Source organism: Virgibacillus phasianinus, from assembly GCF_002216775.1.
In the GTDB taxonomy this organism is placed as follows: Bacteria; Bacillota; Bacilli; order Bacillales; family Amphibacillaceae; genus Virgibacillus_F; species Virgibacillus_F phasianinus.
Genome location: NZ_CP022315.1, coordinates 2,140,915 through 2,159,220, shown reverse-complemented (window position 1 = coordinate 2,159,220; position 18,306 = coordinate 2,140,915). Strand labels below are relative to the sequence as shown.

The following is an 18,306-nucleotide window of genomic DNA, read 5'->3' as shown; positions in this document are numbered from 1 at the left end:
ATAACTATTCTTCGTAGAGTGGATAACTTAACAGGTTACTGAAAATACGATATCCACCAGGTACCTGATTTTGAATTTGACGGTACCAGACAAGATTGGTATATAAATATGTTCCTTCACCGTATTCTGCCATTAAAATGCCACCATTAAATGGCTCTTCATTCGGATCAGCCATACTGACAAATGTTTCAAACCTGTCATCCCATTCCATTGGGAAATATAATCCACGTTCCTGAACCCAATTGGACCAGTCACTCTCGGTTATATTGTTTGGATAATTAAACAACGGATGATTCGGTTTCAACACGTTAACCTCAGCTTCTTCCTTCGTTACACGCCATTCGATGGAAGGCTGACCGATTACTAGCTTGTATGGACTAGTCTTTTCAGGATCCCAGTTATCCCAAGGTTTATTATATTGGACAACAAGGTGCCCGCCGTCCTCTACGTACTGCAGCAATCGCTCATTGTTATTTCTTAAATCTTCACGAGAGAGATAGGCCCTGACGCCAGTAACGATGGTATCGTACTGGGATAGATCACCAGTTTGAAGATCTTCTTGCTCTAATTTGGTAACATCCATACCAATTCCCTGCAAACGGCCCGCCACTTTATCAAACCCACTATCGATATATCCTACCTTTAACGATTCAGGTAAATTTAAATCAAATGCCACTCCTTCAACCTTGGCAGGATAAAGGTAATAGGAAGTATCAATATGATCATATTGGATTTTCTGTACATATGTGCTTAATGATTTTCCGTTTACATTTACAATTGGATCGATTGAAAAATCACCTTTACTTACATCAGTCCCTGGTGAAACAGTAAATGAGACGTTTTTTGTTTCACCTTCAATTTCAAATGTAACTGGTGCAGCTTCTGGTTTAACTGCCCAGCCTTCCGGAACATCAAGACTGACAGATGCATCAAGCGCTCCATTCGTATTATTTTGAACCTCTGATTCCACAGTGATTTGTTCTGGAATATCCAATGTATTAACTACTAACTTACTTGGATTAACCTGAACAGATACGTCTGGCAAGACTGCAACAGTTGCGTCTGTTTGGTAACTCTGTTCAACCGTCGTTGGCCCTACTGAATAAGATACCTCTGAATGGATTGATGGATCCTCATAAGGTTTAAAGTAATCGGAATCGTCAGGGATATAAACGGTAAATTCAATGGTCTTTTTTTCTCCAGCCTTTAGATGGAATGGATTAACCGCGCCATCCATGGTCCATCCTTCTGGCAGACTTAACGTTGGGTTAATGTTTTTCAAAGAATGCTTACCTTTATTTTCAAGTGAAACGGTAACCTTTGTTTGCCCATTCTGAACCAGTGTAGCATCTTTCACTTTTGTCTCGACTTTCAAGTTGGAGGCAACTTTACTTACTTCAGCAAGCTGTTGCTGCTTTACATCAACTCGAAACAAGATATCCTCTTTAACTTTTTCCTCTAAATCACTATTACCAATTTTGGATTCTAGTTTTCTTGCTTCATTAAGGGCTATATGTGATTTTTTTAGGGCCTTATCACGATTCGGGTATTGATCAATAACTTTCTCAAGCGTCTTTTGGAAATGATTAAGTTTAGCCTGCAATGGTTTATCATTTAATTGACTAGCGATTTCCGAGAAGTCGTAAGCTAGTCCATCAAAAAGATCTTCTTCGGCAGGAATATCTTTTACTGACTTGGCAAGCCTTAGGTTAACTGTCTCTGGACCTGCGGGAATGTCATTTCCCATGCCCTGACTCTTATGAAGATAGCGGGATTTCTCACCTAGTTGTGGATATGTCATTCCATAGATAGGATCATACATCCCTATTTCTATCGATGTAGTCGCATTGTCTGATTCTGCAGGAAGGTATAGTTTTTTCACCTGCCAGGTTGTAAGGCCATCTTCTTCAAGTTGTTCTGGAAACACGGTTGGATCCGCCGCATCTTCAAAAGCTTTTCTTGTAAGTTGATTTATTGCTCTGTGGTTTCCGTGTTGAGTGTCAACATCTAAAAATGATGTGAAGAGTATATCGGGTTTATTGGTTCGTAGTCGATGAATAAAGCGCTTGTAGGTTAGCTCTCTTCCCCACTTTTCCAATGTTTCATCTGGACTTTTTGAAAAACCGAAATCATAAATGGGATCACTAGTTGTCTTACTCAAGTGAAATACCTCTACACCAGTAACCTTGGATGCTTCAATCAATTCGTTTGAACGAATGATACCTAGCGCATTACCAAGTTCCTTGCCTATTTCATTTTGTCCACCTTCCCCGCGATTAGCAATAAGACTTGCGGTCCTTATTCCAAGACCTCTAGAAAGGTAGGCGAGCAAGTGACTTCGTTCATCATCGGGATGGGCGCCTGTATTTAAAAAACTTAGTGTAGTGTCAAGTGGCTGTAATGTATTCCAAAGATCAACATCCTGCTTAATTTTTTCTTTTCCTTCTGATTTCGTTGGTGTCATTAGTGGTACAAGCAAAAATAGAACGAGAAACAAATAAATCATTTTTTTCATAGAATTTCTCCCTTCATAATAGTTTGTACAGTGACAGGATTATTTACCGGAAACCACTTATAAGAATAGTTATATTCAAATTACACTCACCTCCTTAAAAGCACACTTTACTTTCTCGCCTCAATCATTGCTCTAACGACATCCGGATTCGGGCCACCTGTGATGTTTCTTCTGGTAACAAAGCATATGGGGTCAATAATATGTTCCCAATCCTGCTTAGTTAATTGAACTTCATTCAGCCATGTATTAATTTGATCAAGGGATATTTCGTATAACTCCTTATTCATTTCGATTGCTCTGCGTGCTATCACACTGGCTTTATGGTGAGCCTTTCTGAAAGAAACCCCATAGTCCCGGGCGAGTACATCCGCTAGTTCAGTAATCGTGATCATGTTCTCCCTTGCTTGTTGATGCGCTCTTTCTTTATTAAAACGCATTGTTATAATCACAGCACGCATAAGACGCAACACACGGATACCTTTTCGATATCCTTTATAGATATGGGGCTGTAAATCGTCTTCTGTATCATTTATATCTCCGTACGGTGTGTTGTGAATCATGTGTAATACAGCCATTCCCTCCGCTGCCGCACTGCTGGCAATGGCACGTGAATGTTCAATTGAGACGGGATTTCTCTTCTGCGGCATGATGCTGCTGATTTGAACATAAGCATCAGATACCCTCAGTAGTCCCACTTCCTTTGATGCCATCCGTAAAAATTCCTGTATCCATCTGCCCATATTTGTTGTCAGACTTATCAACGCCTGAGCGGCTTCCATCAAGTAATCCCCAGCCCCTATTGCATCATATGAATTTTCAACTAGACCATCAAAATCCAGTAACTCTACCATTCGTTCACGATTAATTGGAAAACCAGTAGTCGTAATCGCCGCTGCACCCATTGGAGATTGATTAACTGTTTGATACGCATGCTCCATTCTTTTGATATCACGTTTCAAACTGTCATAGATGGCGACCAAATAGTGTCCAAACGTTGTTGGCTGTGCAGGCTGTGTATGGGTATGTGCCGGCATAATCGACTCAACATGTTGTTCTGCCTGGGAAAGAATTGCTTCACACAACTGAGAAGCATCACTAATCGCCTGGGTAATATATTCTCGAATCACGATTCTGTACATGGCCTCGCCCATATCATTCCTGCTTTTAGCAATGTGCATCTTTCCTGCCAATTCTTCACCAATGCGCTCACCAATTTGTGATTCCACAAGGAAAAATAAATCCTCGTATACCGCCGAATATTCAAGTTCCTTCCGATCAAGTATTTCCACCTGTTTGACACCTTCCAGAATTTGTTCAGCTTCGTTTTTTGTAAGTATTCCCTGTTCAGCCAGCATGGTGGTATGCGCTTTATGAATCTTAAACATTGCGTCAAACAGATGTTCTTTCTGGTCGTAAAATACCGGTTTCAATAATGAGTCAACATAGGTTTTACCAGGAAAATGAATACCTTCACTTGCTTCAAACTTATTTTTATCTATCGTCATCAGAAACCCACCTTTATCGACTTTTGATTATAATGTATTCTCTGATTTAACTCCAAAAAACTTATAAGCAATATACATAACAATTGCTATTAGACCAACTTGAATCATCCCATAAGCGGCAGCCTGACCAATGTTAAACATCCTTAGTTGATTCATGATTTCAATTGATATCGGCCTGTTTCCTATTGTATAAAGTAATACAGAAGTCGGAAATTCTCCTACCGCCTGAACAAATGCAAGTAATGTACCACTTAGAACACCTGGCATAATGATCGGAATAACGACTCTTCTAAACGTGTAAAACCATTTGGCACCTAAGTTCTGCGCCGCCTCTTCAATTGAGTCATCCATTTGTTCCAGCACTGCCGTAGTGGACCTCACCACTAACGGAATAAAGCGAACAAAGTAAGCCAATGGTAATATCCAAAATGTACCTACCAACACTTTGCCAAATGAAAATGGAGAAGGTTCATTAAATGCTAATATTAAATTCATACCTACAACTGTTGCTGGTAATGCCCATGGAATCATAACTAAGATATCCAGAAGGTTCTTACCTATGAAACTACGCTTAACTAGTGCATAAGAAGTAATGATTCCAAATACGAATACACCGGCACATGCAAGAACAGACATAATTAAACTGTTTTTAACAGGGTCCCAGATATCGGGATCTTCGAATAACAAAATAAAATTTTCCAAACCAAACTGCTGAGGATAGGTCTGCCATGTCCACCCACCTTCTGGAACTAAAGACAGGATCAACAACGTAACGTGTGGTAATAACAAAATAACCATTGCAATAATACCGATTGTTACCATAAACCACTTTAATAGTGGATTATTTACTTCACTTCGATGTGCCCCAATTCCTTTACTAGCCATCCGATAGTCTTTTCGGCCCTGATACCACCGCATAAACAATAGGAAGGAAATAGATACCACAGACAATATAACGGACTGTGTTGCGGCCATCTCTAAATCACCATTGATTTTAGAAAAGTAAATTTGCAAGCTTAACACACGGTATCCGCCAGCCAGTAAAAATGGCGCACTAAAAGATGCCATCGATACCATAAATACTAATAATGAAGCTGCAACCAAGCCTGGGGTCAATAAAGGAAACGTTACTTTCCAAAACACCTTTGACTTTCCAGAGCCCAAATTATAGGCGGCTTCTTCGAGTGATGGATCGATATTGTTTAGTGCTGAAGATGTCGTCATGTAGAAGTACGGGTACATTGTGTAGGCGTGGACCAATAGGATACCTGAGACACCACCAATACTAAATGGGATTTCAGAAAGATTTAATACATCCTTAATAAAGTTAGGGACCAGTCCAGCTTCACCATATAGGAACATGAAGGCCATAACGCCCACTAACGATGGTAGAACAATGGGCATGATAGCAATATTCGAGAAAAACTGGCGTCCTGGAAAGTCATAGCGGTTAAAAATGTATGCTAATGGAACACCAATTAACGCACTAAAGAAAACAGATAACAATGATATATAGACCGAGTTCCATAAGGCCTGTAAATTTGCTGCTGCTTTAGGACCAAAAAAGTCGGTATAATTCTGGAGCGAAAATACCCCGTTTATCTTAAAACTTTTTATCAATGTCTCAATTGAAGGATATAACACATATCCAACAAGTATTAAAAGAACCGGTATCAGTAGATATAAAGTTTTTCTTTTTTCTGCATTTAACATAAGTTTGTCACTCCCTTGCCTTGGGGATCACTCTAATTTGATCTTCTGGCAGATACACACTAACCTCCGTACCCTCTTTGAAATATGTACTTGGACCACGATTTAAGTCGGTAGCTCTAATCGTTATATCTTCATTAATTTTTATATAGGTATGAACAGATGCACCGGTAAATTGCACCAGTGATACATAGCCATTGAATACATTATTTTCACCATGATTGCTATCGATTTGGATTGCTTCCGGCCTGATAGACATAATCAAATCATCGTTTTCCTCGTGGGCAGCAATGTTGAGTTCCGTATTACTAACGTGAATGGAATCCCCTAAACCGTCAGAATGGAAAATCAGTTTTTCCCCAAATGTTTTTTCATAAGTTATAGGCAGCAATGTTGTCTCACCTATAAATTCAGCGACAAAATCATTCACAGGCTTATTATATATTTCTGTAGGCGTACCTACCTGTTGACATACACCAAAATTGAACACTGCAATGCGATCACTCATGGTTAAAGCTTCCACTTGATCATGTGTAACATAAATGGTTGTAATTCCATACTCACGTTGTAGGCGCAAGATTTCCGTACGCATTTCATCTCGTAATCTAGCATCTAGATTACTTAAAGGTTCATCCAGAAGTAAGATGTCGGGTTCGATTACAAGTGCTCTGGCTAAGGCAACACGCTGTTGTTGCCCACCACTTAATTGACTTACCTGGCGATCGATATACTGGTCTAGGCGTACTTTCCTAAGTACATCACCAACTCGTTTCTTAGTTTCTGTCTTACTTATTTTTCTAACTTTCAACCCAAATGCGACATTCTCAAAAACAGTCATATGAGGAAAAAGGGCATAGTTCTGGAAAACCATGCCCGTATTCCTTTTTTCAGGTGGTACAGTCGTCATATCTTTTTCATTAAATTTCACTTTACCTTTGGTAGGGTAATAGAAACCGGCAATCATTCTAAGAGTTGTTGTTTTACCACATCCACTTGGACCTAAAAATGTAAAAAATTCGCCTTCTTCAATTAATAAATCTAGATCATTGACTGCCGTCACACTACCAAAACTCTTTGTTATAGTTGATAAGTTCACTGTTGACATGAAACAACAACTCCTCTTTAGAACATAATTTCGTTTAAACTTTCCTACTGTATCAGAAAATCTTTATTCCTCACTTTTATCCTTTTCGGTATTTTTAATTTTGTTATCCCAATGTTCCATCCATTTTGGGGACTTCTCCTGGAATAAAGCCCAATCTATTTCCATTGGTTTGATATCTGTTTCAGTGATCCATTCTGGTAAATCCTCTACATCCTCACGAGTCGGAATTCGATAATATTTCTCAGCTAATAATTTTGCTGCCTCTTTCGTATTTACAAATTCATAAAATGCTTCTGCTGCTTTTGGATGTGGGGCATCCTTAATAATCGCAATTCCTTCAGTTAGCACTGGTGTTCCGCTTTCAGGAATTACATAGTCAAAAGGATAGCCTTTTTCTTCAGCGAGCATTACTGTATCCGGCATATTCCAAACCGATAATGACCCAACACCTTTTGCCACCTGATTGTACATAATTTCAGGGTTTGCAGAATATTCCTTCGTGTTTTCATCCAGCTTTTGTAACCACTTATATCCTTCTTCAGGACTTTGCGTATCCTTATAAGTGCGGTAGATCATAGATGAATAGATTGTGCGCATAGTTCCTGAAGCTAGTGGATAACGAATGATAATCTCATCTTCCCATTTGGGATCCAGAAGATCATCCCAGTCTTTCGGTGCTTCTTCCGCTGAAATTTCCTTTGTATTATAAAGAATTACTTCCGGAGTAATAGATGTTCCTGACCACATCCAGTCTTCATCATGGTACATATCATCTAAAGCATCTGCATAAGATGGCTTATATTCCGCAAGTAAACCATCATCTTTTGCCTGGTCAAAGTTCACTTGAGGAGCTCCCCACCAAACATCTGCTTGTGTGTTATTTTTCTCGGAACGGACACGGTCTAATATTTCTTGAGAACCCATATCCAGGAATTCCATGTCGACATCGTATTCAGCTTCAAATTGTTTTTCAAATTCACTTAAAATGTCTTTACCATGCGGAGAATATACAACCACTTTTTCTTCCAAACCTTTACCTGAATCGGAGCCTGACCCTCCATCACTGCTTTTGCTTCCTTCTTCACTGGATCCACCCGCCATACACCCAGATAGGACAATACTTATCAATGCAACTAGTAATACAGAAAATACCCATGATCTTTTAAATAAACTCATAAACCAGTTACCCCCTTGTTTTAAATATCAATTAATGTATCAAACTCTTTTAAAAATAATGCTACTGCCCCTACAATACCTGCTTCCTTACCAAATGTTGTTAGTACAACTTCACATTCTCTTGGTGTATACCGTTTCATGATGACCGCCATTTTCTGACGGATTATGTGATAGGATCCGCTGACACCACCCCCTAAAATAATTAGTTCAGGATCAAAAAGTGAAACGTAATTCGCAATACCCAGCGACAAATTTTCAATTGCAAAATCAATTACTTCTAGCGCAGTTAATTCTTTTTTTTGATACAAACTAAAGGCCTCTTTTGCAGAAACAGTTCTTCCCAGTCGTTCCGATAATTGCTTGCCAATCGATGAGCCACTAGCTACACTCTCCAGAAACCCATACCCTGCATACACTGGGTGATAATTCTTGGCATGCATTCGATCGGTTACCAGATAACCAATTTCCCCGGCACTATAATTACTGCCGCGGTATAATTTTCCGTTTATCATAATACCGCTGCCAATTCCTGTGCCAATAGCAATATAGATTAAATTCTTTCTATTTCTACCAACACCTTTCCAATGTTCACCCAATGCACTTATGTTTACATCGTTATCGATGTATATGGGCAAATCGAAAACTTCTTTTAATCTTTCACGTATCGGAAAGTCTTTCCACTTTAACGCTGGTGCTTCCTTGACCGTACCTTCCTTAACGTTTGTTATTCCTGGAACGCCCACTCCCACCCCCAAAATTTTTGCTTCATCAATTCCAAGTTCTTGTTTCATAGACTCTACACTTTGTTTAATCCCCTTAAATAATTCATGTTCTAAATTCACTTGAGTGGGAAAATCACGATAAGCACAAACCTTCCCGTTTAAATCTGTAATTCCCGATGCTACGCTCGTGCCGCCAATATCTATTCCAATAATGTAACCTTTTTCGGGATTGAACATTAAATTTACGGGCTTTCTTCCCCCATTTATAGATGCTTCACCATCTCCGGTTTCATAGATCCAATCCTCATCCAAAAGCTGATCAACAAGTGCGGAAACTGTAGGTTTACTAAGTGCTAACTTTTTAGAAATGTTGGCACGTGTTGTACAATGTTCATTCATAACGCACTTCAGTATCAGCTTCAGGTTCATTTTTTTTATGTAAGCAGCATTTCCCTTCTGCATTGAACAAGCCCCTTAAATTATATTTATGCATTTAGGTTAGTAAAGTTTACTTACTAATCAAACATTGAATACAACATAAATGAAGGCCCTTACATTGTAAACTCCAGAATACTGCTAAAATTCCTTTTATTTCCTTACTTATCTCCTGTTTTCTTGCATATTCTTTATATTTTATTGCTTTTCGATTCTTCAATGAACTATATTTTCATGTTCATAGAATACGTTACAAATCAGTTAACCTTCATATGAATTTATTTTTTAAGAAATAGGGTTTATCATAGTAGAGTAGATTTAATATTGGAGGTTTATATGTTGAATAAAGAATATGAAGATAGATTGCAAGTACTACAGAGTTATTTAGAGCAGGAAAATATTGAAGTGGCGATGGTTACATCACCGGCAAATGTATTTTATTATACCGGTTTTAATTGTGAGCCGCATGAGCGTTTTATGGCCTTAGTAGTGGATAATCGTTCAAACAATATTTCATTGTTTGTCCCGGCTTTGGATGAGGAAAGTGCTTCAAATGAATCCTCTGTTAGACGGATTATTCCAGTTTCCGATGAGGAAAACCCGTTCGCAAAACTTAAACTTGAGTTAGGTGAACATGTAGGGAATTTCGGGCTAGAAATGAAGGCCGTTAATATATTTGATTATCATAACCTACGAAGTGCCTACGCTCACGCCTCTTATGTTGATGTTCAACCATTTATTAATACCCAGCGAATGAAAAAGTCGGGCAGTGAAGTGGAATCTGTACGGACGGCCATTGATATCATTGAAAAAGTATTGGCAGAAGGCATAAAAAAGGTAGAAGTTGGTATGAGTGAGCTGGAATTAACCGCCGAATTGGAATATCTAATGCGGAAATTTGGTGCAGATGGCCCTTCTTTCTCAACAATTGTATTATCAGGTGAAAAAGCTGCCCTTCCACACGGCACCCCTGGCAATCGGACATTTAAAAAAGGTGACTTCTTATTAATTGATTTTGGGGTTATTAAGGATGGGTACTGTTCCGATATTACACGTACATTTATTATTGGCGAAGCTTCTGACAAACAAAAGGAAATATATAATATCGTTTTACAATCCAATAATGCTGGAATAAATGCCATTAAATCCGGTATCCCTGTTAAAACGTTTGATATTGAAGCAAGAAACGTAATTGACGAGAAAGGATATGGCGAATACTTTAATAATCGTGTTGGCCATGGACTAGGCATCGAGGTTCATGAGGAACCTTCCATCCATGAAAATAATGAACAAATTGCTGAACCAGGATTGCTGTTTACAATCGAACCTGGCATCTACATCCCCGAATATGGTGGAGTACGAATTGAAGATGATGTTTACTTAAACGATGAAGGAAATGTGGAAGTACTGACATCATTTCCAAAAGAACTGCAGGTTATCGGAAAATAGGATCTAAATATGGAGTTAAAAATCACCGGCATAGGTTACCACGCCGGTGATTTTTTTAGTTTATCTATTTTGGTAGTTTAAATGACGGGGAAAGTGATGCATAATCTCCCGCAAGCCGGGCTAGCGGCTTCCAATTTTCAATATCTACTTTAAAATTACCGAGATAGGCGGATTCATCAATACTCGCACACTGGATTTGACCTAGCACCATATGGTCCGTACCTACCTCAATGATTCTATCCAGTTTACATTCAAATGCAATTGGTGATTCCTTTACAGATGGCACGCTAATGGTCCCGGAAGGTTCTGGTGTTAAACCTGCCAGTGAAAATTCGTTGGTATTCGCATCTACATGCATTGATGATTCGAACATCTGATTGGCTAGCGCTTCCGGTACCACGTTCACAACAAATTCTTTCGTATCACGAATGTTCGTTAATGTATCTTTAACGGTTCCTTTTCTTCCTTCAACACCTTGACCTATTGACACAGCAAGCGTTGGTGGTTGTCTTGAGGCCACCGTAAAAAAGCTAAATGGCGCAAGATTTAATATCGCCTCCTTGCTTTTTGTAGAAACCCAGGCAATTGGACGAGGAACAACAGAACCGATGATTAGTTTATACATTTGCTGTGTTTCAAGATCCACTGGATTAAAGGTATGCGCTTCTTTAGTTGGCATAGGCATTCTCCTTTTATTACTAGGATATATATATCCTTCCACTTTCAATTGTAATTAAATCATCTTTAAAATGGGAACTAGACCATATAATCTAGTTCCCTCTCTATCATACTAATTATTCTGTCGGTACAACATGTGCCCATTTGTATTCGTACTTAGGTCCAAACGGCCGATCAATGACACCTTCAATTTTTGGCGAGATCAATTGTGTCCGGCCGCTTTGGTACAATGGGGCAACGGGTGCGTCTTCAGCCAATATCTTTTCAGCCTCCAGGAACGCTTCAAAACGTTTTACCGGTTCAAGTGCCAATTCATCTACAGTACTTTTCACCAGCTTATCGTAGGTTTTATTGGAATACCCCATCTTGTTGTTTTCACCGTCTGTTAACCAGAGATCCATCCATGTATAGTTGTCCAAATAGGAAGGTCCCCATCCGGCAAGCTCTATTTGATAATCCATACTGGCATCTAATTCAAGACGTTGCTCAAACGGAACGAGCTTTAATGTGATATCCAAGCCAGGAAGATTTGTTTCCAGTTGATTTGCGATATATTCATCGGTTATCTTACTTACTTCACCATCGCTGCCCAAGAATTCCAGTTCAACCTTTTCCTTGCCAATTTCTTTTAATCCTTTGTCCCATAATTCCTTTGCTGCCTCCGGATCATAGGTGACAAGGTCTCCGTTGATCTCACGGAAGCCTTCTCCTGTTTCTGGGTGTTTGGAGAAGTCCTGTGGAACAAAGCCATTTGAAACCACGGATCCATCGTTTAATAGTTCGTCAACTAAAGCTTGTTTATTAATCGCTTTGCTTAATGCCTTCCGAATATTTGCATTCGCTAGTGCATCAGAAGTGGTTTGGTTAAACTTCAAATAATATAACGCTGTCTCCGGTGTAACCGTAAATGCGTCATGCGAAGAATATTTATCAACTAAATCAGCAGTTAAATCAGTGCGGTTCACTTCACCCTTTTCAAATAAATCCACTCCAGCCTGCGGATCTTTGACCACATCATAGGTCATCTTTTCCAGCTTAACTGTTTCTGCATCCCAATAATCCGGGTTCTTTTCCAAATTCCAGGAACTTGAAGTACTCTTCCAATCCGTTAACATGAACGGGCCGTTAAATAGCATTGTGTCTGTGCTTGTCGCAAATTTGTCTCCTTGTTTTTCTACAAACTTCTGATTCAATGGCATGAATGTACTGCGGGTTGTTAACGATTCAAAATATGGAGTAGACTTTTCAAGGGTAACAACTAATGTATAATCTCCCTTGGCCTTAACACCTAATGATTCTACTGGCTCATCACCTTTATTGATTGCTGTTGCATTTTTGACCACGCCACCCATTAAATATGGACCATATTCAGAACCTGTTTTGGGATTCACTGCCCTTCTCCAGGCGTATACGAAATCATGTGCAGTGACAGGATCCCCATTTGACCACTTTGCATCGTCACGCAGATTGAATGTCCATGTCAGACCATCTTCACTTACCTTATGATCCTTTGCAATGCCTGGCTTTAATTCCAGATTTTCACCAAGGCGGTACAGTCCTTCTTTACTAGCGCCGATAAATTGAAATGAAACTACATCGGTTCCCATATGCGGATCCATGGTTGGGATCGTATCACTGCTAATCAAATTTAATTCTTGCTTCACGTCTGCATCCTTGTCATTACTGCCTTCTGCTTGTTTTTCACCTCCACTGTCACTAGAACAAGCAGACATAATCACACATAGCAAAAGACCCAATGCTATTAATAACGAAAACTTCGCTTCTTTCATAAAATGATTTCCACCTTTCTTCATTTATTAATAATGCTAGTAAAATAATCCTCTATAAATGCTTCACCCTTACGTGATATTGTTGACCCTGCTCTGCCTTGTCTGACAATCGTTAATCCTAGTTCCTGAAGTACTTCCAGCCTCATACGCAGTTGCTGTTCAGTAAGGGTTAATCCTTTTTCCTCGAGCTGCTTTTTTAATGCATTTCTGCCATAGGAAATATATTCTTTTTTTCCTTCATAAAAAGCGCTTAATATCTTGATACTTTCATCTAAAAATCCGCGTTTTTCTATTTTAGAAATAATACTTTTATTCACTTCTATATTTTTAAACTTCTGCTCATCAGCCCTTGCACGAAGGTGGAACGGCAAGAATTCCATCCCGATCGGATCTTCTTCTAACAAGGATAAATACGTGATAACATTATAGAGCTCCTTCACATTTCCTGCCCAACTGTAGTCCTTGAAAAATTCAATGACTTTAGATGTGAACGTAATATCATTTCGCTTAATCCGCTGCTTGATATTATTAATTAACGGTAAAAGGTCTTCCATTCGTTCCGATAAAGCGGGAACGTTAAGCGCGTTTTTATTAAATAGGTTAAAGAGATCGCGATTGAACAAATCTTTTTCAACAAGTTCCTGGCAATTTTGTGTGCTTGTAGTGATCACAATTTGTGAAAAGTCTTTAGCATTAAACAGTTGAAACAGTCTTCCCTGAATGTCTAGTGGAAGCTCTTCAACTTCCTCGATACAAACAGTTCCATTTCCGGCAAGTTGAAACACATCATCCTGATTTGCTGCACCGAACAATATTAGCTCGATTTCGTCACTATCTTTTGAAGCACAATTAACCGAAACGAAAGGTTGATCTGATTTTCTGGAAAAGTTATGTATAGCCTGGGCAAACATATTTTTTCCAGTGCCCTGCTCACCCCCAATATGGATATATCTTGCATCATGCGCAAGTGAATACTGTTTGGCAAGTTCAACCGCTTCTTTCATGGATTGACTTTCCGAAATAATATCCTTGAAATGGTATTGCGCAATATGACGGATATCTTTTGCATGTGAATCGTAATTGTCGTTCCCTGATAGTGATACACATGCCTTAAAATAGCGTCTAATAATCTGGGACTTCGAATAATCCATTTCGAGCAGGTTGATAATTTCCTCAAACGTGCTAATATCCAAAAGCCTGGAACCTATATCAATAACATTAGATAACCCTTGCGGCAAAAGATGACGTTCACCTGGTGTCACAATATAATCTATGGTTTCCGGGATTGAATCTTCCGGTATATAAGCGTGATAATTGTGTTCGAATACCGTTTCACGAAGCGATTCAACAGTTTCATTCGCATTTGACACGTTGTCATTTACCACCAGAATCTCCTGACCTGGTGGCAGGCTGACCAATTCCTTTGAATTCGTATAGTTGATATCACGTTTCGCAATAATGATTGGACAATCCCTAGGTATAAGCTGCGTTACTAGCCCTTTAATCTGGCTATTTGAAATAACCACGATGGCACCGTCTGAAACGGTATGACACTGCAAATCCTTAACTGTTACTGATTGAATTATTACGTTGTCACCAATTATTTCTTTTACTTGCTTGGTAATGGTATCCAAGTATTTTTCTTGAATTGCAATGATCGTTACCTTTTTAACTGCCATGTTGTACAGCTCCTAAGCCAATGATGTGTGTTTCAATTGAAAAGCTGGAATCAGTTCTCCAATGACTTCTTTTCTTGCGTTGTGTAATTTTGGATGATGGTATGCTGTTAATTGCTCGATCTGGTCATCATTTAGTAAGCCAAGTTGAACGAGCACTTCCATTGCAGCCGGGTACACTGCACGGCCATTACCGTCTGCAACTTTCACCGCAATTCCTAAGCCAGTTTCTATGTCTCCGATGCAGTAGACACCTTCAGCGCCAGCTTTGCCAAAAAACCTGCCGTTTCCAGCAGCCATAAAGTCTGTACAAAAGCGATTTGTTCCCCCGACCATTTCGGGAGCGGCCATCATCGCATTCGTTATTCGTTGAACTGTCTTCTTTCTTTCATTTCCAAATGAGGCGGGAGTGGCCATGCGCGCAAACCCATAAGCGAGTCTGTCGAGCGGCAGCCCATGCACTGGAACACCGCAACCATCGATTCCAATTTCAATTTCATCTTTTGGGTAATCACATGTATCGCTGATAGCCTGCAGGATTCGCTGCTGAACAGGATGATCTGGCAAGTAATATGTATCAATTGGTTCATCCATAAATTTAGCGGTGGCCAGCATCCCGGTATGTTTACCTGAGCAATTGTTATATAAAGGCGTCACTTCTTTGCCGTTTAGAATAAGCTCCTTATACGTATCCTGCCACCTGGGAATATGCGTGCCACAATTCAAAGCAGTGTCTTCAAGACCAACCCGTTTCAATATGGATAAAACCCGGTCCGTGTGCATGTCCTCTCCATTATGTGAAGCGGTACAAAGCGATAAATCTGCATCACTAAACTCGTAATAATCCGCTGCACCTGTCTCCACAATCGGGATTGCTTGGATTGGCTTCATCGAAGACCTGGCATAAACCTTTCCATCCGGATTTCCAGCATGGTGAAGTAAATTGCCCTTTGAATCAACGACGGCTATATGTACATGGTGACGACTTTCTATTTGGTTTCCTCGTCGGACTTTTACCAGATTATTGTTTTCCATTAATTCATCCCTCTCTTAATTTTGTGATAATTAAATATATTAAACTATCTCACAACCTATTGCAACCTGTTTAAGCGAAATATATGTAAATGGGTTATATTTCCTATCCCCTATTAAAACCTATTAATGACGTTCCTTTTTAAAAATAGATAATCCTTATAGAAGATTATAGTAACACCACTACAAATTCACTAGACAATAAGTATGATAGACAAACCAACACTAAGGTGATAGATTTATTGGAAGCGTTTACCATCATGAATAAACACCGTTTTATAAAAATTTAAGAGGGTGATCGTTTTGTTAGTTGGAAGAAGAATACTAGGAAAGGCCTTCATACTTTGTTTTACCTTCATGCTACTTGTACCGTTTCTAGCTGGAGGTAGCCAGACACATGCGCAGGAAAGCCAAAAGACAAACAAATTGGGCATTAACCCCAAACCACAGCAGCTAAAAGAGCTTGGAGAAGGGTTTCCATTGACTCCTGTTGTTGGGATTGTTGTTGGCGAGAATACGGATGAAGCAGCTATCCGTGAAGTTACACAGATACTTGAAGATGCGGACGTAAAACGGATTGTCCGGAAAAATGCTGGGGAATCAGCACCGCATACACCTGTTACCATTTGGATTGGAGGTTCTTCGGAAAATCAAGACTCTCTGGATGTATTACAACAACTAGGTATAGATGGACCTGGGGAACTGAAAGCGGAGGGGTATGTTCTGGCCTCAAGCCGGAATAAAAAAATCGTTCTTGCTGGTAAAGATAAGGATGGTACTTTCTATGCTGCCAAAACGTTCGGGCAGATGATTCAGGAAAGACAAGGGCGTGACTGGATTCCATCCGTTGAAATTCGGGATTGGCCAGAGATGCCATTACGTGGATCAATCGAAGGATTTTACGGTCCACCATGGTCCCATGAGGATCGGCTAAGTCAGCTTGAGTTTTATGGTGACAATAAAATGAATGCTTATATTTACGCACCGAAAGATGATCCTTATCACCGTAAGCAATGGCGCGAACCTTATCCGGAAAAAGAGCTTAACAAAATTAAAGAACTAATTGATACAGCAAAGAAAAATCACGTGAAGTTTACTTTCTCCCTATCCCCTGGTAACACAGTTTGTTACTCAGGTGATAAGGATTTTGAGCTGCTAATGGAAAAGATGGAGACAATGTGGGACTTAGGTGTGCGCTCCTACGCGATCTTTTTAGATGATATCAGCTATGATTTTCACTGCCAGCAAGACAATGAAAAATTTGGGGACGACGCCAGTCCTACTGCCGCTGGACAGGCATATTTCTTAAATCGTTTTAATGAGGAGTTCATTCAAACACATGACGGTGCTGAACGTTTGATTACAGTACCGACGGCATATGCGGGGAATGATACGAACACTTACAGGGAGCGTTTTGCAGAATTAGTAGATAAAGAGACACTCGTAATGTGGACGGGCCCGGCAGTCGTTTCGGCGGAAATTACCTCAGAAGGAGCGAAGAAAGTTTCTAATATTTTCAAGCATGATCTGTATATTTGGGATAACTATCCTGTCAATGACTTTGATAGGAATCGCTTATTTCTTGGACCGCTTGTAAATAGAGATGCTGACCTAACTGAAAATGGGGTAATTGGTCTGACAGCAAATCCGATGAATGAGGCAGAGGCATCCAAGATTCCACTGTATACGGTTGCGGATTATACGTGGAATCCATACAATTATAATCCTGAAGAATCTTGGGAGCGCAGCATTAAGTCGTTTGGCGGCGACCAGGCTGAAGCTTTAAGAACCTTTGCGGAAAATTCCTATTCATCACGACTTTCCGATACGGAATCACTAACACTGTCACCTTTACTTGACGCGTTTTGGAATGCTTATGAATCAGGCAATCCAGAACAGGCAGCTGAAAATTTGAAAGCAGAATTTAAAAATCTGCAAAGTGCTGCTTCCAGCCTGCGTCAAAACATGGATAACCGACAGTTTATTGATGAAATTGGTCCATATTTAGAAAAACTTTCACTATCAGGTGAGGCAGGTGTGACAGCAGTCAATCTATTAATGGCACAAAAAACAGGCGACACTGAAGCGGAGAAGCAATTGAAAAAAGAGCTCACTTCCATGACTGACCAGCTCGATCAGATCCCTCAGGAGGTTGGTGAATTTGTGATCAAACCCTTCCTGATTCAAGCTATCTATGGGGAATATATTCTTTCCAGACCACTTGATGGAGTGAATAAAGTTCGCGGCGCAGGAGAATTGATCCAGTATACACCTGAACACGGTGACACTACTGGCACGAATATTTATGGATATGAAGTTACCGTTGTGGATGGGAAAATTGTCAAAAGAGGCGGCAACAACTCTGAGATTCCTGATAACGGTTATGTACTGAGTATTCACGGCAGCGATTGGCTGTTGGAGAATGCCTTACTCGGTGCCACGGTTGAAATTGCAGATGGTCAAGTGTTAATCACGATACCGAAATAATAGTGAAATTTTTAAAAGGTAGCAGG

The 18,306-nt window shown here is 39.8% G+C and carries 12 protein-coding genes; 2 read left to right on the top strand and 10 right to left on the bottom strand.

Going from position 1 to position 18,306, the window contains the following annotated elements:
• Window positions 1-4 precede the first annotated feature (4 nt).
• From CFK37_RS10375 to CFK37_RS10350, 6 genes are all read right to left on the bottom strand, one after another.
• Window positions 5-2,515, bottom strand: coding sequence for a PIG-L family deacetylase (locus CFK37_RS10375; RefSeq protein WP_089061784.1), 2,511 nt, complete (start codon window positions 2,513-2,515; stop codon window positions 5-7).
• Between the two features lie 107 nt (window positions 2,516-2,622).
• Entirely contained in the window at window positions 2,623-4,020 is a 1,398-nt protein-coding gene (gene argH / locus CFK37_RS10370; RefSeq protein ID WP_089061783.1) for an argininosuccinate lyase, read from the bottom strand.
• Between the two features lie 27 nt (window positions 4,021-4,047).
• Window positions 4,048-5,733 carry an ABC transporter permease gene (locus CFK37_RS10365; RefSeq protein WP_089061782.1) on the bottom strand — a complete coding sequence of 562 codons (1,686 nt, stop codon included), beginning with the start codon at window positions 5,731-5,733 and terminating at the stop codon, window positions 4,048-4,050.
• Window positions 5,734-5,740: 7 nt separating this feature from the next.
• Complete coding sequence (locus CFK37_RS10360; protein WP_089061781.1) at window positions 5,741-6,835, bottom strand: ABC transporter ATP-binding protein; 1,095 nt, start codon at window positions 6,833-6,835, stop codon at window positions 5,741-5,743.
• 63 nt (window positions 6,836-6,898) lie between these two features.
• Complete coding sequence (locus tag CFK37_RS10355) at window positions 6,899-8,011, bottom strand: extracellular solute-binding protein (protein ID WP_089061780.1); 1,113 nt, start codon at window positions 8,009-8,011, stop codon at window positions 6,899-6,901.
• Window positions 8,012-8,031: 20 nt separating this feature from the next.
• Window positions 8,032-9,195, bottom strand: a complete 1,164-nt coding sequence (locus tag CFK37_RS10350; protein ID WP_089061779.1) for an ROK family transcriptional regulator — start codon at window positions 9,193-9,195, stop codon at window positions 8,032-8,034.
• A 312-nt stretch (window positions 9,196-9,507) separates the two neighbouring features.
• Here CFK37_RS10350 and CFK37_RS10345 point away from each other — a divergent pair, with 312 nt between their 5' ends.
• On the top strand, window positions 9,508-10,617 hold the full coding sequence (locus CFK37_RS10345) for a M24 family metallopeptidase (RefSeq protein ID WP_089063620.1): 1,110 nt from the start codon (window positions 9,508-9,510) through the stop codon (window positions 10,615-10,617).
• Between the two features lie 64 nt (window positions 10,618-10,681).
• Here CFK37_RS10345 and CFK37_RS10340 read toward each other — a convergent pair whose 3' ends face one another.
• From CFK37_RS10340 to CFK37_RS10325, 4 genes are all read right to left on the bottom strand, one after another.
• On the bottom strand, window positions 10,682-11,296 hold the full coding sequence (locus tag CFK37_RS10340; RefSeq protein ID WP_089061778.1) for a flavin reductase family protein: 615 nt from the start codon (window positions 11,294-11,296) through the stop codon (window positions 10,682-10,684).
• Window positions 11,297-11,411: 115 nt separating this feature from the next.
• Window positions 11,412-13,085: a peptide ABC transporter substrate-binding protein gene (locus CFK37_RS10335; protein WP_089061777.1), complete on the bottom strand. Its 1,674-nt coding sequence runs from the start codon at window positions 13,083-13,085 to the stop codon at window positions 11,412-11,414.
• A 20-nt stretch (window positions 13,086-13,105) separates the two neighbouring features.
• Complete coding sequence (locus CFK37_RS10330) at window positions 13,106-14,764, bottom strand: sigma 54-interacting transcriptional regulator (RefSeq protein ID WP_089061776.1); 1,659 nt, start codon at window positions 14,762-14,764, stop codon at window positions 13,106-13,108.
• 12 nt (window positions 14,765-14,776) lie between these two features.
• Entirely contained in the window at window positions 14,777-15,796 is a 1,020-nt protein-coding gene (locus CFK37_RS10325; protein WP_089061775.1) for an asparaginase, read from the bottom strand.
• Window positions 15,797-16,096: 300 nt separating this feature from the next.
• Between CFK37_RS10325 and CFK37_RS10320 the strand changes: the two genes are divergently transcribed.
• The gene (locus CFK37_RS10320; protein ID WP_245837201.1) at window positions 16,097-18,280 is read left to right on the top strand and encodes a glycoside hydrolase family 84 protein; all 2,184 of its coding nucleotides are present in this window, start codon (window positions 16,097-16,099) and stop codon (window positions 18,278-18,280) included.
• The last annotated feature ends 26 nt before the right edge of the window (window positions 18,281-18,306 follow it).